9 protein-coding genes and 1 pseudogene are annotated in these 22,070 nt (G+C 65.7%); 9 read left to right on the top strand and 1 reads right to left on the bottom strand.

Annotated features, from left to right (window positions below):
- Positions 1-138: 138 nt before the first annotated feature.
- The gene (locus C4K38_RS14240; RefSeq protein ID WP_053278921.1) at positions 139-12,804 is read left to right on the top strand and encodes a filamentous hemagglutinin family protein; all 12,666 of its coding nucleotides are present in this window, start codon (positions 139-141) and stop codon (positions 12,802-12,804) included.
- 221 nt (positions 12,805-13,025) lie between these two features.
- On the opposite strand, the gene C4K38_RS14245 is transcribed toward C4K38_RS14240, so the two are convergent.
- Positions 13,026-13,289, bottom strand: coding sequence for a short-chain dehydrogenase (locus tag C4K38_RS14245; RefSeq protein WP_053278922.1), 264 nt, complete (start codon positions 13,287-13,289; stop codon positions 13,026-13,028).
- A 437-nt stretch (positions 13,290-13,726) separates the two neighbouring features.
- On the opposite strand from C4K38_RS14245, the pseudogene C4K38_RS14250 reads away from it, so the two are divergent.
- The 8 genes and pseudogenes from C4K38_RS14250 (at position 13,727) to C4K38_RS14285 (ending at position 22,066) form a co-directional block, all read left to right on the top strand.
- Positions 13,727-15,196: pseudogene (locus tag C4K38_RS14250) on the top strand (PAAR domain-containing protein).
- Entirely contained in the window at positions 15,193-15,594 is a 402-nt protein-coding gene (locus C4K38_RS14255; protein ID WP_053278923.1) for a hypothetical protein, read from the top strand. Before C4K38_RS14250 ends, C4K38_RS14255 begins: the two are co-directional and overlap by 4 nt.
- A 125-nt stretch (positions 15,595-15,719) precedes the next feature.
- Positions 15,720-16,322: a GNAT family N-acetyltransferase gene (locus tag C4K38_RS14260; RefSeq protein WP_053278924.1), complete on the top strand. Its 603-nt coding sequence runs from the start codon at positions 15,720-15,722 to the stop codon at positions 16,320-16,322.
- Positions 16,323-16,710: 388 nt separating this feature from the next.
- The gene (locus C4K38_RS14265) at positions 16,711-17,322 is read left to right on the top strand and encodes a transposase (RefSeq protein WP_169897782.1); all 612 of its coding nucleotides are present in this window, start codon (positions 16,711-16,713) and stop codon (positions 17,320-17,322) included.
- Entirely contained in the window at positions 17,322-19,058 is a 1,737-nt protein-coding gene (locus C4K38_RS14270; RefSeq protein WP_414860344.1) for a ShlB/FhaC/HecB family hemolysin secretion/activation protein, read from the top strand. The genes C4K38_RS14265 and C4K38_RS14270 overlap by 1 nt, the downstream gene beginning before the upstream one ends.
- Before the next feature lie 20 nt (positions 19,059-19,078).
- Complete coding sequence (locus C4K38_RS14275) at positions 19,079-20,902, top strand: DUF2341 domain-containing protein (protein WP_053278925.1); 1,824 nt, start codon at positions 19,079-19,081, stop codon at positions 20,900-20,902.
- Positions 20,903-20,913: 11 nt separating this feature from the next.
- Entirely contained in the window at positions 20,914-21,339 is a 426-nt protein-coding gene (locus tag C4K38_RS14280; protein WP_023964687.1) for an ExbD/TolR family protein, read from the top strand.
- Positions 21,340-21,343: 4 nt separating this feature from the next.
- On the top strand, positions 21,344-22,066 hold the full coding sequence (locus C4K38_RS14285) for a TonB C-terminal domain-containing protein (RefSeq protein WP_053278926.1): 723 nt from the start codon (positions 21,344-21,346) through the stop codon (positions 22,064-22,066).
- Positions 22,067-22,070 lie beyond the last annotated feature (4 nt).

Consider the following 22,070-nt stretch of genomic DNA (forward strand, 5'->3'; position numbering starts at 1 on the left):
ACCCACAGGTGGATGAAGTTTTCATGACAAAGGTTCGGTGCCGGCCGGTGCCAACCGCCTATTACCTGAGCGCTCCGTCCGTGACAGCGGACGGGGCCGCCGACTTATTTCGCGACCCTGTAAAAGGATATGTGAGCGATGCGCCTCGGTAAGCCCAACCCTGTTCTGAAGTCCGCAAGCCGCTGCGAGGCGTTGCCTGTCCTGCATCTCAAGCCCCTGGCCCATGCCATTGCCCTGTTGCTGGTGGCGGGCAGTGCCCAGGCCGAGACGGCATTCAGCGCCGGCTGGTTCGCCAGCAAGGGCGCGGCGCAGCAGGCGGCGGGCGCCGGAGGGGTCGCGGGCAGCCTGCCCAAGCCAGGTTCGCCTCCACCCCTGGCCCAGCAGTTGAAGGCCAACCAGCAGTTGCAGCAGTCGTTGAGCAATGTCAGCAACACGGTGGCCGCTATCGCCGCGCAGCAGGCGGCTCAGGCGGCCGGGCGGCGCTCGGCCCTGGTGGCGGCCTCGAGCATTCCCGATGGCCTGGGCGAGGGCGGGCTCAAGGTCGACGAGAATGCCCTGACCAAGGGCTGGACCAATGCCAGGAACCCGGTGCAGACCCAGGCCGACGGCAAGACCACGGTGAGCATCGGTCAGACCGCGGACAAGGCCATTCTCAATTGGGAAACCTTCAACGTCGGGCGCAACACCACGGTGGATTTCCAGCAGCAGGCCGACTGGGCGGTGCTCAACCGGGTCAACGATCCGCAGGCGCGGCCCAGCGAGATCCAGGGCCAGATCAAGGCGGCCGGCACGGTGATGCTGGTCAACCGCAACGGGGTGATCTTCAGCGGCAGCAGCCAGGTCGATACCCGTAACCTGGTGGCCGCCGCCGCGACCATCAGCGACAGCCAGTTCCGCGAGCGCGGGCTGTATGTCGACAGCAGCGGCTCGCAGCCGACCTTCACCGATGCCGCCGGCAAGGTCCAAGTGCAACAAGGTGCGCTGATCCAGACCCGGGCGCCGGGAGTGTCCACCGAGTCCGGCGGTTATGTCCTGCTGCTAGGCAACGAGGTGGACAACGCCGGTAGCATTGTCACGCCCAAGGGCCAGGCGACCCTGGCCGCCGGCGACAGCTTCTATATTCGCAAGGGCTCCGGCACCGCCGGCAATACCACCTCGACCACCCGCGGCAACGAGGTGGCCAGCACCCGCAAGGCCGGCAGCCAGGCCGGTAAGGTCAGCAACAACGGCCTGATCCAGGCCGCCACCGGCGATATCACCCTGACCGGGCACCAGGTGCAACAGAACGGCGTGGCCCTGGCTACCACCTCGGTGGACAGCCGCGGCACCGTGCACCTGCTCAACTCGGCCAGCGACAGCAGCTCCAGCGTGACCCTGGGCCAGGGCAGCCATACGGCGATCCTGCTGGACGCCGCCAGTGGCACCGCCCTGGACAGCCAGCGTGCCGCGGGCCTGGCCGGGATGGGGGGGCAGGGCAACAACATTGGCGGCGCCTTCGACAACCTCAGCAGCGTGGTCGACCGTACCGACCAGTCGCGGGTGGAGATCGTCAGTGGCGGCACCGTGGACTTCCAGCCCGGCTCCAGCACCCTGGCCACCGGTGGCCAGGTGGCGGTCAGCGCCGGCCAGCGCAGCCTGGTGCGCGACGGCGCGGTGATCGATGTGGCGGGTGCGGTCGGGGTCAAGGTGGCCATGGAGGCCAACAGCGTCAAGGTCAATATCCAGGGCAACGAGCAGCGCGATGCCGCCGGCAACCGCGACCAGGGCAGCCTGAACAACAACGATGTGTGGGTCGATGTGCGCGAGCTGGTCTATGTGCCGGCCGGGACCAACGGCTATGCCACGGATCGCTGGTACACCGGCGGCGGCCTGCTGGAGGTTGGTGGCTACCTGGGGACCCAGGCCCATGGGGTGGGCGAGTGGATGGCCCAGGGCGGTACCCTGACCTTCACCGGGCGCGATGTGGTGACCCAGGCCGGTTCGAGCATCAACCTGTCCGGCGGTACCCTCGATGTCCAGGGCGGCCTGGTTCGCCAGACCTGGCTCAAGGGCCCGCAAGGGCGCCTCTACGAGTTGTCCCGGGCGCCGGGCGACATTCTCTACAGCGGTATCTACAAGGGGTATGAGGACAACAGCCCGCGCTGGGGCCAGACCGATTACTACTACAGCCCGCTGATCGCGCCGCAGCAGCGCTACGAAGACGGCTATAGCGTTGGCCGCGATGCCGGCAAGCTGGTGGTTGGCACCGGCAGCGCGGTGCTCGAGGGCCAGTTGCTCGGCAACACCTACCAGGGCGAACGCCAGGCCCAGGCCGCCCAGGCCGGGCTCGATGGCTACGACCAGGCGCAGAATGCCGTGGCCCGTGGCGCGCAGTTGATAGTCGGCGACTACCGCCCGTTCTGGCAGAAGGACAGCGGCACCCTGCAAAACACCCTGCAGGCCACCGACAGGACCCTCAAGCAAGTGATCCTGGCCCCGGGGCAGGTCGCTGAGGCCCTGGCCATCGAACTGGACTCGGCCCTGGGCGAGCGCCAGGGGCAACTGCGCCTGGACACCGAGCAGCTCAACGGCTTTGGCCTGGGCGCGGTGCGGATCGCAGCCTTTGAGAGCGTGACGGTAGACGGTGACCTGCAGGTCGGGCCGGCGGGGGAGATCGCCCTGCACGGTCCGCAGGTACGGGTCAATGCCGGGCTGACCAGCCATGGCGGGCGCATTGCCTTGGGCAACGTGCTGCTACAGAGGCCCGCGTCGACAGCCGCCCTGGTGGATACGCTGATCGGCTCCACCGCCGGTCCCATGGCCAGCCTGGTGCTGAGCGACGGCGCTCACCTGGACACCAGCGGGCTGTGGAGCAACCTGTTGCTGGCGCCGCAGGACAACAGTGGCCTGGCCTTCGTCAACGGCGGCAGTGTGTCCCTACGCAGCCGTGGCGACCTGACCCTGGCCGCCGGCAGCCAGGTGGATGTCAGCAGCGGCGCGGCGCTGCTGGTGAACGGCAGCCTGCGCGGTGGCAAGGGCGGCGACCTGACCCTGGCGGCCAATGCCGGCAGCACCGCCGGCAGCGGCGTCCTGACCCTGGCTGGCCAGCTCAAGGCTCATGGGGTGAATGGCGGTGGCAACCTGAGCCTGCAAGCGGGCAAGGTGCAGATCGGTGGCGCGGCGGCGCCCGACGCCGCGACCCTGGTTCTGGCCAGCGACTTTTTCGGCAAGGGCTTCGGCGCCTACGAGATCATCGGCAACCAGGGGCTGACAGTCGCCGAGGGCGCCCAGGTGGATGTCCGGGTACCGGTCTACGCCCAGGCTGCCGGGACGGCCAGTGTCGCCAGCGGCGAACCGGCCGCCAGCGCCCTGCAGCCGTGGCTGCCGGAGCCTTACCAGGAGGACCCGGTCAACGGCCGCCTGAGCCAGCGTGCCGGTGCCAGCCTGACCCTGCAGACCGGCGGACTCGGTTCCAGTGCTGCCGATATCGCCAGCGTCGCCCTGGATATCGGACAGGGCGCCACCGTGAGAGTGGACAATGGCCAGTCCATCGCCCTGCGCGGGATCGGCCAGATCAGCGTCGATGGTCACTTGATCGCCCATGGCGGCAAGGTTTCGATCGGCGCCGTACAGCCACTGCAGCTGGAAAGCCAGCCGCTGATCAGTACTCATCAGCGCTCGATCCTGCTGGGGCCCAATGCCCTGGTGGATGTTTCCGGCTATGTGGTCAGTGCCCTGGATGCCCAGGGCCGGCGCTACGGCAAGGTCGGTGACGGTGGCAGCATTGTCATCGGCGGCGTCTTGGATCTGGCTACTGGTCGCGCGGTGGCGCCGGATCTGTTCGTGCAGCTCAAGGCCGGTTCACGCCTCGAGGCCTCCGGTGCCCAGGCTGCCCTGGATATCAAGGGCGCCGGTCCGATGACCCTGGCCAGCAATGGCGGCAGTATCAGCCTCAGCTCGATCAATGGCCTGTATCTGGACGGCGACCTGCGCGCCGCAGCCGGTGGCCAGGGGACGGCGGGCGGCCGTCTGGCGGTGGCTCTGGAGACTGGGACCTATGATCGCAACTTGCTGGACAGTGATATGCCCCTGGTACCGCGGGAACTGCTGCTCAGCCAGCGCCGCCAGACCCTCGATGGCACAACCTCGGGGCCGTTGGCCTATGGGCAGGGCCATCTCAGCGTGGAGCAGGTCGACGCCGGTGGCTTTGGCAGCCTGGCCTTGCTGAGCAACGGCCAGATCAGCTTCGACGGCGATGTCGATCTGGCCCTCGGCCAGAGCCTGCAGCTGTATTCGGCCTCCCTGGGCCTGGCCCAGGGCGCGGCGGACGATACCCGGGTCAGGCTCAGTGCGCCTTATGTGCGGCTGGCGGGTGTCGCCACGATCGGTGCCCGTGACAATAGTGTGACGGTATCTGTGGTACGCGGTGGCAGTTCGACCCAGGCGACCCAGGCGCAGCTGGTCGTGGCCAGCCAGTTGCTGGATATCCGCGATGAGGTCAACCTCGGTGCCCATGGCGACATCAACCTGCGCAGTGGCCAGTTGCCGCTGGACCAGCGCGGCTTTGCCACGATGGATGTGCGCAGCGCCGGGGACATGCGCATGCTGCGCCCCACCGGCAATATCTCCGTCACCCGCCTGAATACCCCAGGCGACCTGAACCTGACGGTGGCGCAGCTCTACCCGGAGACCCTGGCCCGTGCCGAGATCCGTGCCCGCCACCTGAGCATCGGCCGCAGCAGCGCCCAGGACCCCGACGTGCCCTATTCGGCCTATGGCAGCCTGCTGCTGTCCGCCCAGAGCATCGACCAGGGCGGGGTGGTTCGCGCGCCCCAGGGCAGCCTGGTGCTGGGCTTCAGCAATGGCCCGCAAGATAACAGCTCGATCATTCGCCTGCTGCCCGGCAGCCTGACCTCCCTGAGCGCGGCGGGGCTGGTGATGCCCTTTGGCGGTACGGTGGACGGCCAGACCTGGACCCAGGACGGCAAGCCGCTGGGCGAGAGCGTACTCAATCCCATCCTGGGTCCCGACTGGCTGACCCTGACGATGTTGGGGCAGTCGATCGATGTCCAGAGCGGTGCCGTGGTGGACTTGTCGGGCGGTGGCGAACTGACCGGCGCGGGCTTTGTTTCCGGGCGTGGCGGCTCCACCGATGCCCGTTTCAACCCCTTGGTGCAGATCGGCGCCGACGGTCGCTTCAACCTGCCGGGGCTGGCCAGCAATCCGGTCTATGCCATCGTGCCTGGCAACCAGGCCGGTTATGCCCCTGGCGCCGGACAGAGCGGGGCCCTGGACCCGGTGATCGGCCAGCAGATCACCCTGGAGGCCGGGGTGCCGGGACTGGCGCCGGGGGTCTATACCCTGTTGCCGGCGAACTACGCGCTGCTGCCGGGGGCGTTCCGGGTCGAGCTCAACGGCGGCGCCGGCCTGGCCGCCCAGCAGCCGGGCCTGGCCATGGCCAATGGCTCCTGGAGTACCTCGGGGCGTTTGTCGGTCCTCGGCACCGGGATCCAGGACAGCTTGTCGCGCCAGGTGATCCTGACCTCGGCCGATGTGCTGCGCCGCTATTCCCAATACAACGAAACTTCCCTGGCTCAATTCCTCGTCAGCGATGCGGCGCGCCTGGGCATTCCCCGCGCGGCCCTGACCGCCGACGCCAAGGGCCTGACCCTGAATCTGCTGCAGAACCAGACTGGACAACCGTCCTTCACCTATGCTGGCACCAGTCGTTTCAGCCCGGACAAGGGCGGCTACGGCACCGTCGCCAGCGTGCTGAGCCAGAGCCAGAGTTCCCAGATGGAGATCGTCGCGGGCGGCCCCAGCGCGGGCTTTACCGGCACCTCGATCGATGCGGCGCAGCTCAATGCCCTGGGCGCGGCCAGCCTGCGTATCGGTGGCACCGGTACCCGCCAGTATGGCCAGGGCGGCAATTACATCGCCTTCAGCTCCAACCTGACCGACCTGACCCTGCGCTCGGGGGCTCTGTTGTCGGCACCTGAAGTGATGCTTCTCAGTGGCCGGACCACGGGTGGCATCGTGGTGGAGCAGGGCGCCGGGATCGATACCCTGGGGCGCGGCGCCAGTGCCTACGATTCCCGCGATGGCTTTATCTACGACCCCGGCAGGACCAGCCTGCTGGCGGTGTCCAACGGCTGGCTCGACCTGCTGCCGCCGACCCCGGCGCAGAACGGCCAGGTGGGGCCGGGCAGTATTCGTATCGGCAGCTGTGCCGGCAGTTGCAACGGCGTGACCCAGTTGTATTCCGAAGGCACCCTGGCCGCGGCCACCGATAACCTGTTCGAACTGGGGGACGAGGTGCGTTATGGCACCCGCAACCTGACCCTGGCGGTGGGCGGGGTCAATGTCGGCAGCAGCCAGAGCCTGGCCGAAGCCGCCGCGGGCAATACCCTGGCACCGGGCCTGACCCTCAACCAGCAGGTGCTCGACCGGCTGCTGCGCGGCGACCGCGAACGCGGTGCGCCGGCCCTGGAGACCCTGACCCTGAATGCCCGGGATTCGCTGAACTTCTATGGCTCGACGCAGTTGAGCACCCTGGATCCGGTCACCGGCAAGTCCAGCCTGAGCAACCTGATCCTGGGCACGCCGGCGATCTACGGTCATGGCGGTGTCGAGGACGTGGCCAGCATCCGCACCGCCAACCTGATCTGGAACGGCACGGCGGGGCTGCCGGGCACGGTGATCAACCAGGGCGCGGGCACTGGCAGCGGTCGCCTGGAACTGGCCGCCGAGCGCATCGAGTTCGGCTACGGCCCACAATCGCAGCCCGACAGCCTGGCCTCCTTCGATCGCCTGGCCCTGGGTTTTGCCAGGGTCGACCTGCGCGCCAGCCAGCGCCTGACCGCCAACCACAAGGGCAGCCTGGCGGTCTACCAGAGTCAGGGGGCCTACGAGAGCGGCAAGGGCTACAGCTACAGCGGCGGCGACCTGAATATCGTCACCCCGTTGCTGACCGGTGAAGCCGGCTCGGTGAACCGGATCAAGGCCGGCGGCGATATCCGTATCTCCGGTGGTGGCGCTGCACCTGGGCCGATCAACACCCTGGGTGGCGAACTGGCGCTGCAGGGGCGCAGCATCAGCCTGGACACCGCGGTGGTGCTGCCCAGCGGCAAGCTGAGCCTGCTGGCCGAGCGCGACCTGGTGCTGGCGAACAATGCCCAGTTGGACCTGGCCGGGCGCACCGTGCCCTTCAATGACCTGAACAAGTACAGCTGGGGCGGCGATGTGATGCTGGAAAGCCGCGGTGGCGATATTCGCCAGGCCGTCGGCTCGCGGATCGACCTGTCGGCGCAGAACAACAAGGCCGGGACCCTGAGCGCCATTGCCCTGGACCCGGGGGCTGGCCAGGTAGCGTTGTTGGGGGCGATCCTCGGTGGCAGTTCCGGTCATTACGATGCCGGCGGCACACGGGTGCCGTACAAGGCCGGCGGGGTGGATATCCGCGCCCAGGGCGTGGGCGATTTCGCGGCCCTCAACCAGCGCCTCAACGAGGGCCAGGTCTATGGTGCGCGCAGCTTCCAGCTCAAGCAGGGCGACCTGCAACTGGGCAGCGAACTCAAGGCGGGGGAGATCAACCTGTCTCTGGACAATGGCCACCTGACGGTGCTCGGCACCGTGGATGCCAGCGGCGAGCAGGTCGGCAGCATCCGCCTGGCGGCGCGCAACGGCCTGACCCTGGGCGGGTCGGCGCTGCTCGATGCCCATGGCACGCAACTGCGGGTCGACAGCTACGGCAAGATCATCGATGCACCGAACCGCGCGGTGGTCGAACTGACCTCGGGCGAGGGCCGGCTGGTGCTGGCCGAGGGCAGCCGCATCGACTTGCGCCACGGCACCGCCGCGACCCTGGGCAGCCAGCCCGGGCAGCACGATGGTCAGGCCCGGGGCACCCTGGAACTCAATGCGCCACGGCTGGGCGGGGTCAGTGGCGGCGATATCGATATCGATGCCAACGGCCGCCAGCAGATCAGCGGGGCCAGGTCGATCGCGGTCAATGGCATTTGGCGTTATGACGACAGTGACAGCGACGCCTTGCTCAAGGACGGCAGCGACGCCGCCAGCGGGAGACCGTACCGGGTAATCGACCAGGCCTACATGAACTTCAAGCACGACCAGAGCACGGCCTTCATCGACGCGGCCCTGGCCAATACCAGGCTGCTCGACGGCAAGCTGGCCGGCCTGACCGCCGGCGGTTATGGCGATGCCCTGCACCTGCGCCCCGGGGTGCAGATCAGCAGCGAGCGGGACGTGGTGATCCAGGGCGACCTGGACCTGTCCGGCTACCGCTATGCCAGCCTCAACCCGCACTTTGCCAGGACTGCGGTCTACGGTTCCGGCGAGACCGGCAGCCTGGCGATCCGCGCCGCCGGCAACCTTGAAGTGCGCGGCAGTGTCACCGATGGTTTTACCCCGCCGCCCGCCACCCCGGACGATGCCGGCTGGGTATTGCTGCCTGGCAAGCAGCCGTTTGGCGGCGAGCTGGTGGTACCGGGCCTGGGCGTGACCCTGGCCGATGGCACGCTGTTCCTGGGCGGCAAGACCCTCAACTATGACTTGCCGATCAAGGCCAGCACCTTCGCCAGTGGCGTGGTGCTGCCCACCGAGGGCCGCCTGGCGCAGGCGCTGACCCTGGATGCCGGCAGCGTGTTGCGCGGCGATGTGCGCGCCGCCGACGGCAGCCTGCTATACGCCGCCGGCACCTTGCTGGAACAGGCGGTGACCCTGCCCGAGGGCACCCGGCTCGGCGCCGGGACCCTGTTGACCAGCCGTACCGCCTTGCAGGCCATGCTCTGGCCCAAAGGCGTGGCGCTGCCGGCGGCCCTCGATCCGAGTAGCGGCCAGCAGGACACTTATGCCCTCAATGGCGACCTGGCGCTGAAAGCCGGCGCGCTGATTCCGTCGCAGACCGACGTCAAGCTGCCCAACGGCGCCTTGTCGGTGGCCCTGCGCCCGGCCGATGGCGAAAGCCAGGGGCGCAACTGGGCGATCGCCGGGCTGTTGCCCGAGGGCTCGCAGTCCTGGTCGCTGCGCCTGGTCAGCGGCGCCGATACCTCGGCGGCCGACACCCGCAGCGTCAAGCCCCGGGTGGTCGATGGCCAGTTGATCCTGGCCGATACCCATTATTCGCTGTTCCGGGACCGCGAGATCGTTCCTGGCAAGCCGGGAGGCAACTGGGTCTGGGGGCCCGAGGCGGAGAGTCCGGACTGGAGCTGGTTGGGCGGCGTGGTGGGCCAACCGATGTCGCCGGAAGATCTGGCTAGCGGATATTGCGACTGGGCTCCGGGACTCTGTGAATTCAAGCCCAGTGTCGATAACTGGGTCTGGGGGCCTGAGGCGGAGAGTCCGGACTGGAGTTGGTTGGGCGGCGTGGTGGGCCAACCGATGTCGCCGGAAGATCTGGCTAGCGGATATTGCGACTGGGCACCGGGACTCTGTGTCTTCAAGCCTGGTGAGCCGGGCGAACCCGACAAGCCTGGAGAAGTGATCGCGGTGCGGGCCATGGCGCCGATCTTCAGCGTGCTGCGCACCGGCACTGGCGACCTGGACCTGATCGCCGGTGGCGATCTGAGCATGCAATCGGTCTTCGGCGTCTATACCGCAGGCACCCAGTCCCCGGCCATGGGTGCGGGTTTTGCGGCAACCCGCGGCGTGGGCAGCGCCGGCACGGTGCTGGGCGGGTACAACAGCCTCCCGCTGTACGGCAATGCCAACTACAAGGCCGGTTTCGACGAGCAGGTGGCTGCCTATGAAAAGCTGGTGACGGGCGTGGGCCTCTACCAGGCCTGGTACCCGGAGCAGGGCGGCAACCTGTTGCTGTCGACGGCGGGCAGCCTGCGCGGCGATGCCCTGGGCAGTACCTGGGACCAGAGCGCGAACAGCACAGCCATGTCGAGTGCCGGTACGGGCAACTGGCTATGGCGCCAGGGCAGTGGCTCGGCGGCGCTGGACCAAGCCGTCCCGACCGCCTGGTGGATCAACTTCGGTACCTATGTCACCCCGACCGTAGGCGCGCCCATGCCCCAGGTCACCGGTTTCACCGGAGTCGGCACCCTGGGTGGAGGCAATCTGGACGTCCGGGTCGGCACCGATGCCGGCACCCTGCTGCGCCGTGGCAACCGCGATCTGACCATGCCGCGTAGCGAGGCGCTGATCCTGGCAGTGGGCAGCACCGGGCGGGTGACCGCTGATGGCAGCCTGGCCCTGACCGGGGGCGGCGACCTCAAGCTGAATATCGGCGGCAGCCTCAACCCTTCCCTGGACGCTCGGGCTTCCAGTGTTGGCAGCGGGCCCGCAGTGGGGCAGAACCATGAGTTGAACGGCGCCCTGATCAACCTGCGGGGCAATGTGCAGGTTGATGCCGGGGCCCTGGGCGGCATCAAGCAGAGTTTCGGCCGCTTCAGCCTCAACCAGGACGCCAGCGAAGTGCGGGCCTATGATCCGTATTCGGCCTCGGTGGCCAGTGCCACCGGTGGCCTGGTGATCATTCCCGGCGATGCCACGGTCAGTCTCTCCACCCGTGGCGACCTGGTGCTCGGCGGGGCGGTCGACCCGGGCCGTACGCGGCAGCACAATACCTCGGCGTTCAGCCTGGACGGCACCGCCTATCTGGGCGGCGGTAGCGGCTGGTTTTCGCTCTGGACCGGGCATACCGCCATCGACCTGTTCTCGGCGGGGGGCAACCTGACGCCTTCGACCCAGACCGGCGAGCTGGCCATTGGCAGCAATGACACGCCACGGGCGCAACTCGATACCTCGCCCACCGACGGGCGCTTTATCTATCCGTCGATCCTGCGGGCCGTGGCCCCGGGCGGCAACCTGTACTACGGCTCTTCGGCGCTCTACACAGGCAGTGGCACTGGCAGCGGCCAGAAAAACTCGCCTTACTCCCTGGTACTGGCGCCTTCGCCTAACGGCCAGTTGCAGATGCTGGCCGGCGGCTCGATCTTTGCCGGTGGTTATGCACTCAACCAGTCCGGGGCCGACAGCCGTCTGTTGCCGACGCCGTTCGCGCCGGCCTTCGAAGGGCGCAGCGACGGGCGTTTGCTGGTGAGCAATCTCAGCCCCGATGGTTTGTCTTCCCTGCAAGGCATGGGCAGCTTCCCGCTCTTCGCCTTTGGCGGCGACACCCTGACTGTCCTCGGCGGTCGGCGTGAGCCGGCGCGCTTCTATGCCATGGCGGGCGACCTGGTGGGCATACGCTCGGGAGAGCAACTGAACTTCAGCGCTTCCGGCTCGCGCCCGGGCCAGACCTGGTACGACGCGGCCGCGCCGGTCTGGATGCTGGCCGGCCGGGATATCGTCAACAGCGGCACCCAGCTGGGGCAGGCGACGACCATCGTGCCGTTGCTGGGCGGTGGTTCGAGCAGCGGCAACCTGTTCGTGCACAACGATCCGCTGGATATCTCCCTGGTCTCGGCCGGGCGCGACATCCTCTATAGCAGCTTCAATGTCGCGGGACCCGGCCTGTTGCAAATCAACGCCGGCCGCGATATCCGCATGGAAGACAAGGCCTCGATCACCAGCCTCGGCGCCCTGGTGCCGGGTGACAACCGACCGGGGGCGAGCATCGTCCTGCAGGCGGGGGCCGGGGCCAGTGGGCCGAACTACACGGCCTTTGTCTCGCGCTACCTGGACCCGGCCAACCTGGCCAGCGACAGCGCTTCCCTGGCGGCGCAACCGGGCAAGGTGGCCAAGACCTACGAAACGGAATTGGCCAGTTGGTTGAAGCTGCGCTACGGCTTCAGCGGCAGCGACGAGCAGGCCCGGGCCTATTTCGCCGGCCTGTCGGCGGTGGAGCAGGGGTTGTTCGCGCGCCAGGTGTATTTTGCCGAACTGCGCGCCGGCGGCCTGGAGTACAACCAGGTCGACGGTCTGCGCCAGGGAAGCTACCTGCGCGGACGCAACGCCATTGCCGCGCTGTTCCCTGACACCGATGTGGCCGGCAACCCGATCGTCTACCAGGGCAATATCACCCTGTATGGCGGCGCCGGGGTGCACACCAATGTCGGCGGCGATATCCAGATGCTCACCCCGGGCGGGCAGCAGGTGTTTGGCATTGAGGGTGAGGCGCCACCGTCCACGGCGGGGGTGATCACCCAGGGCCAGGGCAATATCCAGCTGTACTCCCTGGGCAGCATCCTGCTGGGCCAGAGCCGGATCATGACCACCTTCGGCGGTTCGATCCTCGGCTGGTCGGCCGAGGGCGATATCAACGCCGGGCGCGGTTCCAAGACCACCGTGGTCTATACGCCGCCCAGAAGGGTCTACGACAACTGGGGCAACGTGACCCTGTCGCCGTCGGTGCCGAGCACCGGGGCCGGTATCGCCACGCTGAATCCGATCGCCGAGGTAGCGCCGGGAGATATCGACCTGATCGCGCCCCTGGGCACCATCGATGCCGGCGAGGCGGGGATCCGGGTCTCGGGTAACGTCAATATCGCGGCTTTGCAAGTGGTTAACGCGGCAAATATCCAGACCCAGGGCAAGTCCTCGGGGATTCCGGTGGTGGCGTCGGTCAATACCGGGGCCCTGACGTCGGCCAGCTCGGCGGCGTCGTCGGCGACCCAGGCCGCCGAGGATGTGGCGCGTCAGCAGCAGGCGGCGGCGCGGCAGAATATGCCGTCGGTGTTTAGCGTGCAGGTGCTGAGTTTCGGTCAGGAGCGCCTGGCGCCGACCCAGGATGGCGCCAGCCGGGCCAACCCCGGTTACAACCCGAACAGCCCGGTGCAGGTGCTGGGCGCCGGGCCGCTGAGCGATCAGGCGCGGCAGCAGTTGACCGAGGAGGAGCGGCGACAACTGACCTTATAGGTTCTCTCGTGGCAACACGCTTGGGGGCGATCATCGATCGCCCCTTTTTTGTGCTTGGGTGGAAAGGCCAAGGCGGTATGTGGCTGGAGGTTGAATGACACCTCTCCTGTAGCCGCTGCCGCAGGCTGCGATCGGCCCCGAAGGGGGCGCAGGATTTTGAGATCGCCGAAGGCCTTCGGCCTTATCGCAGCCTGCGGCAGCGGCTACAGGTGCCCGTGGTTTCAAGGATGCAGGCGCCAGCCCAAGACGTCGAGCAGGTCGCAGCTGTCGCGCAGCAGGATGGCGCTGGCGTTGGCCAGGTGTTGCAGGTCGGCGCTGTCGGCGTCTTTCAGGTCGAGGCGGGCGAGGCTTTCCAGCACTTGGGTGACGGCCAGCAGGCGGGCCGTGCTGTTGGCGTGGAGGACGTCCAGTGGGGTGTCCTTGTCGATCAGCAGGCAGGGGATGAGGCAATCGATGCCGGTAAGGGGAATGTATTGCTGAGTCATCGGTAACGCTCCTTAAGCTATTTGAAATAGCCGCCCGGTATTCGTCGCCAAACAAATGGGGTGGCAGCTGTACGCGGGTTGGCGAACCGGAAAAAGCCTAAGAAAAACCGGCAGACCCTGAGGTCTCCCACGCACAGCCGCCATTGAGTTTTTGACGAAGGCATGACTTCGCAAAAAATAAGGCACTGATGCGCGTCTCTTAAGTTTTATTTCCAGGTCGCCAAACCCGGTCGCCTTATGGATGAGCAAGGACTATAGGGCGGGGGAGCAGCAGCGGACAAGTCAGCACTTTCTGCAAGTTGTGTAGGGCCAATCGCTGCCCGTCGCCCTTTGTTTTGCGCGGGTTTCAGAGGGGCTACCTTTTCAGGATTGCCTGATTCAGCCGCCTGATATTGGTCGTTACGTTCGAGGCAAATTCCTCATCGAGAACGTAGCCCATGGCCTTTGTCATCAGGGAAGGCGACCCCACCACAACCGGCGGCAAGGTCATTGCCGGATCAGCCACCACCTTTGTCGTGGACCAACGCGTCGCCCGCATTGCCGACCCGGTCTGGTGCCCGGTATGCCAGGCAGTAGGTTTTATCGCCGAAGGTCATCACACCTTGTTGGATACCCAGCAAGCAACGGCGGTGGAAGGTAGCCTTGTGCAATGCGGCTGTCCGACCGGGGCCAATCGCCTGATTGCCACCCAGCGCTCGGTTATTTCCGGAGACCAGCCGACCATCCCGCTCGACAGCGATTACATCGGGCCCGCGGTGATCAATACCCAGCGCTGGGCCGACGCCATTCATAAGGGCTATCCGCAAAACGAGTTTGCTGATGCGGTGCCGCGGGATCAGGTACGCGGCCTGAGCGTTGCTCACGGCGATATCGTTTCACCGCCGCTGTCGGTGCAGGACACACAACATCTGGTGGAACCGGGGTTTCATATCGTGCAAACGCCGATGACCCGCGCCGCGCTGGAGACGGTGCTGTTCGGTCAGGCCGATGAGGCTGTGCTGGAGAAATTCCGTCGGCTCAATCCCCAGCTATCGAGTCCTGCCAAGCCTGGGTAACTTGTTGTGCTCAGTCATCCCGACAACTATCAATGCACTGGCGAAGAAGCGTTGCTGATGGAAGCAGCGGAGAAGGTCAGTGCGGCATTGGCGTCCATGAGCGATGAGGAAGCGGCCTTTATGCTCAAGCACCGGGCGCAGGTTGAATCGATACTGTCCTATGGCTCAATGGCATTAAACGTGGGGACGGGGGCTGCGGGTAATCACATGGATGGCCTGAAAAGAACTTTGCTGGATATCGAAGCGCTTCATCAGAAGTTCTTTCTGCGGGACGGACATCTGCGTAGTGTCGAGTTCTTTAGCGAAAGAAGAAAACTGTTCGCACAGTTGGACGCTAGCCTGCTGTCCATTGCAAAAATGAGCATTGCCTTTCCCGATCACCCCAACCTTAAAACTGCCTTGGGGATTTCCAGCCGGAGTCTGGTGCATCGTTGGACCCAGGCGGGCGCGGTGGGGCAGATACCGGGGGACGCGACACATATTGAGGGTGTTTCCAGGGCGTCCAAGGTACTCAAGTGGGGCGGCTGGCTTGGAATTGCTTTAGGCGGTGGGGCGTCTTATGTGAAGGTGCAGGATGTGTGTTCGGCAGGGAACAAGGAGGCATGTGAGAAGGTGAAGTTTATGGAGACTGGAAGCTTTACGGGTGGGGTAGCTGCGGGGGCTATTACAGGGGGCTTAATCAGTCTGGGAGGCGCGGGGGGAGTTTGTTTGGCTATTGGAGTCCCCACGGGAGGTATCGGCTCGGTAGTCTGTGGTTTGGTGGTAGCCGGCGGAGGAACTTATTACGCCGGGGAAGGGGGAGAGCTTATTGGGGGGATTATTGGAAAGGTTGTTTACGAGGTGGGGCAATGAGCAAAGTTGACACCGCCGATATTGTGCTTGCTTCTTTGGGGGGCGTAACTTTTCTCGGTATGTTTATCGTGATGGGGTACTACCTTTATTTAGGCTATACCCGCATGGATAGCATTCTGGAGGCGGTCAAGAACTGTTCGCTGATCAATAGCTATCGGTTTTATCTATTCATGGGGCCTTGGGGGAAGATGATGATGGTGGCGGGAGTGGGCAGTTGTTTGTTGTTCTCGAACTATCTCATTAAGCATGGGGCGTTGGACAAGGGGGATATCGAGAACTTTCCGGAGCCTCTCAAGGGGCGATTGCTGATGTTGCAGTACATCGGATGGGTTTTGTTGGCGAGTCTTTTTCTGGAGGTTATCGCAGTCAAAATTCTTAGAGGTCAAGTGCAACTATAAGGAGCGAGTGCTGAGGGAGCGCTTTTCATGTTCGGTATGGGAAATGCCGCCCTTTCTGATCAACTTCAGTGAACCGGCATGCAAGAATATTGCTCCATCAGGTCACTTCAAACAAGGACAACCCCATGACAGACCTCAAGCCCTCGCCACCGGGGGCTGTCGACGTTATTGCCTACAACCGGGCCTCTTCAGCCTTGCAGCGAGCATTTACCTTGCTGCAGCAGCGCGTCTATCCCGAGCCGGACGCGCCTGAACCAGCGGAAATGGCACCGTTGCACGATCCTGTGTTCGACGCGTTCTCGTTTTATATCTGCACGCACGACAGGGTGATCAGCTATGCCGCCGTTGTCATGAAGACGATCGAGCATGGCGGCGACACCTTCTACATGGGCGGGCTCAGTTGCGTCATGACCGATCCCGATTCTCAGGGGCAAGGCCTGGGGTTGAGGACCGTTGCCGCGGCCACCCGCTGCATGGAGCACAGCCATCTCGATATTGGCGTCTTTACCTGCGATCCGCCGTTGGCGCGTTTCTATGCCCGGGCGGGCGAGTGGCAGGTGGCGCCCGATGTGGTTCTGATCGGCAATCGGCACGAGGGGGCGTTGCGCAGCGATACGCTGGGGAAGGTCGTGCTGTTGCGGCTGTTTTCAGCGAAAGCCAGGGCGGCGGCGTCGGCATTGGCCAGTGGGGTCATCGATCTGGGCCTGCCAGACGGGCAGTTTTTATAGCGGCGATGGTGGTGGGCTGGGAGTCTTGTGTGGTCCATCCAGCTTACCGGCGATAGTGCCGACGCCATCGCGGGCAAGCCTCGCTCCTACCCGTTCCCTGAGCCCCAATGAACGCGAGGCTCCAGCCTTTTTCGACTCGTCTCCTGGCGGGTCAGTGCTATCTGGGCCGGTCTCACGGGGCCCCGTCTTTCTTGGATATCCCCTATCCGATTCGAGTACCTGGTGCTCTCAGCGTTGTCATCGCGAACAAACCCCACCCTCTGGTGAATGAAGCTTTTGTGACAAAAGTTCGGTAGCACTTCGCCAGTCCCGTCATGGATATGTGACGCGCTTGAGGGGGCCTTCTGGCCACTGTTCTGAGCCGAGGCGGGACGCCGGGAGTGAGGTTATGGGGACTATGGAACGCTACGCGAAAGTGGGCATGCAGGAGCTGGATCAGCGGCTGTCGAAGATAGTCGAGGCCGCGCGCAAGAAGCCGGTATCGGTCTACCGCTACGGTGCGCCGTGGGTCTGGATCGTTTCCCAGGATGACTGGCAGGGCGCCTTGAAGGAGGTGTCGAGCTATATCCCGCCGGGCCATTCGCTGGTGTTGCTGCGTCCGCAGATCGACGCCTTGCTCGACCAGCACCGCGACATTCTCCAGGGTCTGGATGCCGAGCCCGGCATGCTTATCGCCCCGCGCACGGTGATGCACATCCTGCTGTTGCAGCTGCTGTATTCGGTGCCCGGCGAGCAGCAGTTGTACGAGCAACTCAATTACAACCTGCTGTTTCGCTGGTTCGTCGGCCTGGACCTGAACCAGAAGGTCTGGAGCCTCGGCGTGCTGAGCCGTGACATCGCCACGCTGTTGAACGATGCGCGGGCGGTGCTGCTGATCCAGAAAATCATCGGTGAAGTGTTCTGTGGCGCCTTGCTGCAAATGCCCGAGTTCTCGTTGAACTTCGCGCTGCTGCACAGCTGGCTGGCCAAGCACGCCACGACATCGACCTTGAGCAATTGATGCGGCCAAACGCCGTACAGACGGCGACGGCGGTTTCGACGCGGTTCGACATTCTTGGAAATCTAGGGGGCGGTGTGGAGCATCTGTTCGATAGGGGGCGGCCGGGGCCGACCAGGCGCTGGCTGCCGGTGTGCGGCTGGCTGGCGCTGGTTGCGCTGAGCCAGCCGTTGTTGGCCGAGGAGGGCGGCCCGGTGGAAGGCGAACCGCTGCAAGGCAGCGCGGCGCAAGGCGAGGCCGGGCCCGCGCGGCTGGTGGATGTGAATGAGTACTTCGTGCGCGGCAACACCGTGCTCGATGCCCGGGCCATCGAAGAGGCGGTGTATCCCTTCCTCGGCCCGCAGAAGGCCCTGAGCGATATCGAGGGCGCCCGCGACGCCTTGCAGAAGGTCTACCAGGCCCGCGGTTACCAGTCGGTGTTCGTCGAGCTGCCGGAGCAGAAGGTCGAGGAGGGCATTGTCTACCTGCAGGTCAGCGAGACCAAGGTCGGGCGGGTGCGGGTGGTGGGGGCCAAGCATTATTCGCCGGTGGAAATCCGCGACGAGGTGCCGGCGCTGCAGGAAGGCGAGGTGCCGGACTTCGCCAAGGTCCAGGGCCAGCTGGCGAGCCTGAACAAGACCCCCGGGCGCCAGGTCATGCCGCTGGTCCGCGAAGGCCAGCGCCCCGGCACCATGGACGTCGACCTGCAGGTGGAAGACCAGAACCCCTGGCAGGCCAGCGTCGGCCTGAACAACGACTACAGCGCCGACACCAAGCACCTGCGGGCGGTCACCAGCCTGGGCTACAACAACCTCTGGCAGCTGGGCCACAGCATTTCCCTGACCTATTTCACCGCACCCGAGGACCAGGACAACGCCAAGGTCTGGTCCGGTTCCTACACCGCGCCGCTCAATGAGCGCTGGAGCCTGCAGTTCGCCGGCTACAAGTCCGACAGCAACGTCGCCACCATCGGCGGCAGCAACGTGCTGGGCAAGGGCCATTCCTACGGCCTGTCGCTGATCTATAGCCTGCCGGCCAGCGGCAGCTGGGCCAACTCGTTCTCGGTCGGGGTGGATTTCAAGGACTTCGAGGAAGAGCTGAGCCTGGGCGGCGAAAGCGACAAGGTGCCGCTCAAGTACGCGCCGTTCACCTTCGCCTACAACGGCTTCCGCTACACCGAGACTTCCCAGCTGGGCCTCGGCCTGAGCCTGGTGGCCGGCACCCGCAGCCTGTTCGGCTACGGCAGTTCGGACGAAGACTTCGACTACAAGCGCTACCGCGCCAACCCCAGCTTCGCCGTGCTCAAGGGCGATGTGAATTACACCTACACCTTTGCCAACGACTGGCAAACCGCATCCAAGGCCGTGTTCCAGCTGGCCTCGGGGCCGCTGGTGTCCAACGAGCAGTTCTCCGCCGGTGGCGCCACCTCGGTGCGCGGTTACCTGGCGGCCGAGCGCACCAGCGACGACGGCTACCTGTTTTCCCAGGAGCTGCGCACGCCGTCCCTGGCCAAGTACCTGGGCGGTTATGTCAACGAATGGCGTTTTTACGCCTTCGCCGAAGGGGCCCGGATGTACCTGCGCGACGAGCTTCCCGACCAGGAGGCCGACTACAGCCTGGCCAGCGTCGGCCTGGGCACCCGCGCCAGCTTGAGCAAATGGCTTTCCGGCAGCCTGGACTGGGGTTACCCGCTGCTTGATGGACCGAACACCCAGAAACAGGACTCGCGCGTGCACTTCAGTGTGCAGGCGACGTTTTGATCTTTCACGGAGTAACTTTCATGCAGCGCTTACTGATTTCCCTGTTGATCTGCCTGGGCTTCGTGCTCCCGGCGACCGCCCAGGCGTGGTGGCAGGACGACTGGCACTACCGCAAGCAGATCTCCATCGACACCACGCCGCAAGGCGCGGCCATCAACCAGGCCCTGGGCCGCACCGCGCTGCTGGTGCGCCTGCACACCGGCAACTTCAGCTTCGATGGGGTCAAGGAAGACGGCTCCGACCTGCGCTTCGTCAGCGCCGATGACAAGACGGTGTTCAACCACCAGATCGAAAGTTTCGACCCGCTGATGGGCATGGCCCTGGTCTGGGTCGATGTACCGAATGTGGAGGGCGGCCAGCGCCAGGACATCTGGATGTACTACGGCAACCAGAAGGCCCCGGCCAGCGCCAACGGCCAACTGACCTTCGACCCGAACTACATCGCCCTCTATCACTTCGACGGCGCCAACGGCACCCCGGCCAAGGACACCACGGCCTATGGCAACCACGCGCAGAACGCCACCGGCGCGAGCATCGACGGGGTGATCGGCCGGGCCTTGCAGTTCAACGGCCAGCCGCTGCTGTTGCCGGCCAGCCCGTCGTTGCAACACACCGCCGAGGGCGCCTTTACCTTCAGCGCCTGGCTGCGCCTGGACCAGGCCAGCGGCGAACAACTGCTGCTGGCCCGGCGTGAAGGGACCAGCAGCCTGCTGATCGGGGTCAACCAGGGCGTGCCTTTTGTCGAGGTCGACGGCCAGCGCGCAGTGTCGACCCAGCCGCTCAATCCCGGGCAGTGGCAGCACTTGGCCCTGACCGCCCAGGGCAGCCAGCTGGCGCTGTTGGTCAATGGCCGCGAAAGCGCCAGCCTGGCGGTGGCGTTGCCGGCGTTCAATTCGCCACTGGCCATTGGCGCCGACCTGCCGCCGGTCTCGGTGGCAGGGGCGGGCGCCGAGGCCAGTGCGTTCCTACCGTTCAACGGCGCCATCGACGAGCTGCGCCTGTCCAAGGTAGCGCGTCCCGCCGGCCTGCTGCTGGCCGATGCCGCGGCCCAGGGCGCCGAGTCGAAACTGGTGGTGTACGGCGTCGATGAAGAGCAGTCGGGCTTCGGTTTCGGCAGCCTGGGCTTCTTGCTCAAGGCGGTGCCGGTGGACGCCTGGGTGATCATCGCGGTGCTGGTACTGATGATGTTCCAGTCGTGGATCATCATGATCCGCAAGAACCGCATGGTCGGCCGCGTCAGCAGTGCCAACCAGCTGTTCCGCGAGCAGTTCGCCCGGGTCGGCACCCGCCTGGAGATGTTCGCCGACGACCGCGAACTGGCCCAGCGCCTGGAGCATTCCTCGCTGTGGCGCCTGTACCAGGTGGCGGTCCAGGAGATCCGCACCCGTCGCGAGCAGGGCGCCGACACCTCGTCGGTCTCGGCGGCGACCATCGAAGCCATCCGCTGCTCCATGGACGGCGTGCGCACCCGCGAGAACCAGCAGCTCAGTTCCAAGCTCTCGACCCTGTCCAACGCCATCGCCGGCGGGCCCTACATCGGCCTGCTGGGCACGGTGCTGGGGATCATGGTGGTGTTCCTCGGCACGGCCATGGCCGGCGACGTGAACATCAACGCCATCGCCCCGGGCATGGCCGCGGCCCTGCTGGCCACCGCCATGGGCCTGTTCGTCGCGATCCCGGCGCTGTTTGGCTACAACCGGCTGATTACCCGCAACAAGGAAGTCAGCGCCGACATGCGGGTGTTCGTCGACGAGTTCATCACTCGCCTGGCCGAGCTGCATGGCGCCAGCCAGTCCAGTGAAGCCGCGCCTGCGCGCGTTCATAACGCCAGCGTACCGGCCTGAGGAGAAACGTCATGGCTTCTGTGAACGCCTCCCACGACGACGATGACGACGCGGCAGTGGACAGCATCAACATCACGCCCCTGGTGGACGTGCTGATGGTGGTGCTGGTGATGTTCATCCTCACCGCCACCGCCCAGGTCTCCGGGATCCAGATCAACCTGCCCAAGGCCAGCGCCTCGGTGTCGCTGTCCGAGGCCAAGACCAAGGCGATCTCGGTCAACGATGGCGGCCAGGTGTTCCTCGACGCCTACCCGGTGACCCTGGCGGAGCTGGAAGAACGCCTGCGCATGGAAAAGGCCCTGAACCCGGACTTCCCGGTGATCGTGCGCGGCGACGCCACGGTGCAGTACCAGAAGGTCATCGAGGTCCTGGACCTGCTGCGTCGGCTGGAGCTGTCCCAGGTCGGGCTGGTCACCGGCAAACCGAGCCAGGGCTGACCCCATGACCGCACAACAACCGATCACACCACCGCCGATCCAGCTGCCGCCAGTGAAGAACCGCACGGCGCCGCGCCTGCTCAAGTGGGGCGTGGGCCTGCTGCTGGGGGCCGGCGCCGCCTGGCTGCTCTGGCAGTGGGCCAACGACATGAGCGGGGTGCGCCGCGAAGCGCCCAAGGTGCCGACCATCATCCCGTTGCCGCCACCACCGCCACCACCGCCGGAAAAACCCAAGGAGCCGGAGCCGCAGGTCGAGGAAAAAGTACCCGAGCCGGAACCGACCCCGGAGCCGGAACAGGTCAAGCCCGAGGAAGAGGCGCCGCCGTCGCCGGTGGACGATCTGGCTAATCCTATGCAGATGGATGGCGATGCCCAGGCCGGTAGCGACGCCTTCAACATTGGCGCCGGCAAGGGCGGCGGCATGGCCGGCTCCGGCGGTGGGCGCCTGGGCAACGGCACCTACAGCCAGTTCCTGGCCTTCACCTTCCAGCGCGTGCTGCGGGAAAACCCGGACCTGCGCAACCAGGCTTTTTCGCTGCAAACCGACGTCTGGCTGAGCGCCGTCGGCGAGATCACCCGGGTCGAGCTGGTCAAGTCCAGCGGCAACCCGCAAATCGACACCCTGGTGCTGGCCGCCTTGCGCGGCGCACCGCACCTGACGGAGCGGCCGCCGGCCTCCCTGACCCTGCCTGTACGCCTGTCCCTGCTGGGGCGGCGCCCGGGTTAACCGA

Source organism: Pseudomonas chlororaphis subsp. piscium (genome assembly GCF_003850345.1).
Lineage (GTDB): Bacteria > Pseudomonadota > Gammaproteobacteria > Pseudomonadales > Pseudomonadaceae > Aquipseudomonas > Aquipseudomonas piscium.

Excerpts from the sequence above, each read along its gene's own strand:
- C4K38_RS14245 (WP_053278922.1), bottom strand. The coding sequence starts at position 13,289 with ATGACTCAGCAATACATTCCCCTTACCGGCATCGATTGCCTCATCCCC.
- C4K38_RS14260 (WP_053278924.1), top strand. The coding sequence starts at position 15,720 with ATGACAGACCTCAAGCCCTCGCCACCGGGGGCTGTCGACGTTATTGCC.
- C4K38_RS14275 (WP_053278925.1), top strand. The coding sequence starts at position 19,079 with ATGCAGCGCTTACTGATTTCCCTGTTGATCTGCCTGGGCTTCGTGCTC.
- C4K38_RS14285 (WP_053278926.1), top strand. The coding sequence starts at position 21,344 with ATGACCGCACAACAACCGATCACACCACCGCCGATCCAGCTGCCGCCA.
- C4K38_RS14255 (WP_053278923.1), top strand. The coding sequence starts at position 15,193 with ATGAGCAAAGTTGACACCGCCGATATTGTGCTTGCTTCTTTGGGGGGC.
- C4K38_RS14265 (WP_169897782.1), top strand. The coding sequence starts at position 16,711 with ATGGGGACTATGGAACGCTACGCGAAAGTGGGCATGCAGGAGCTGGAT.
- C4K38_RS14280 (WP_023964687.1), top strand. The coding sequence starts at position 20,914 with ATGGCTTCTGTGAACGCCTCCCACGACGACGATGACGACGCGGCAGTG.
- C4K38_RS14240 (WP_053278921.1), top strand. The coding sequence starts at position 139 with ATGCGCCTCGGTAAGCCCAACCCTGTTCTGAAGTCCGCAAGCCGCTGC.
- C4K38_RS14270 (WP_414860344.1), top strand. The coding sequence starts at position 17,322 with ATGCGGCCAAACGCCGTACAGACGGCGACGGCGGTTTCGACGCGGTTC.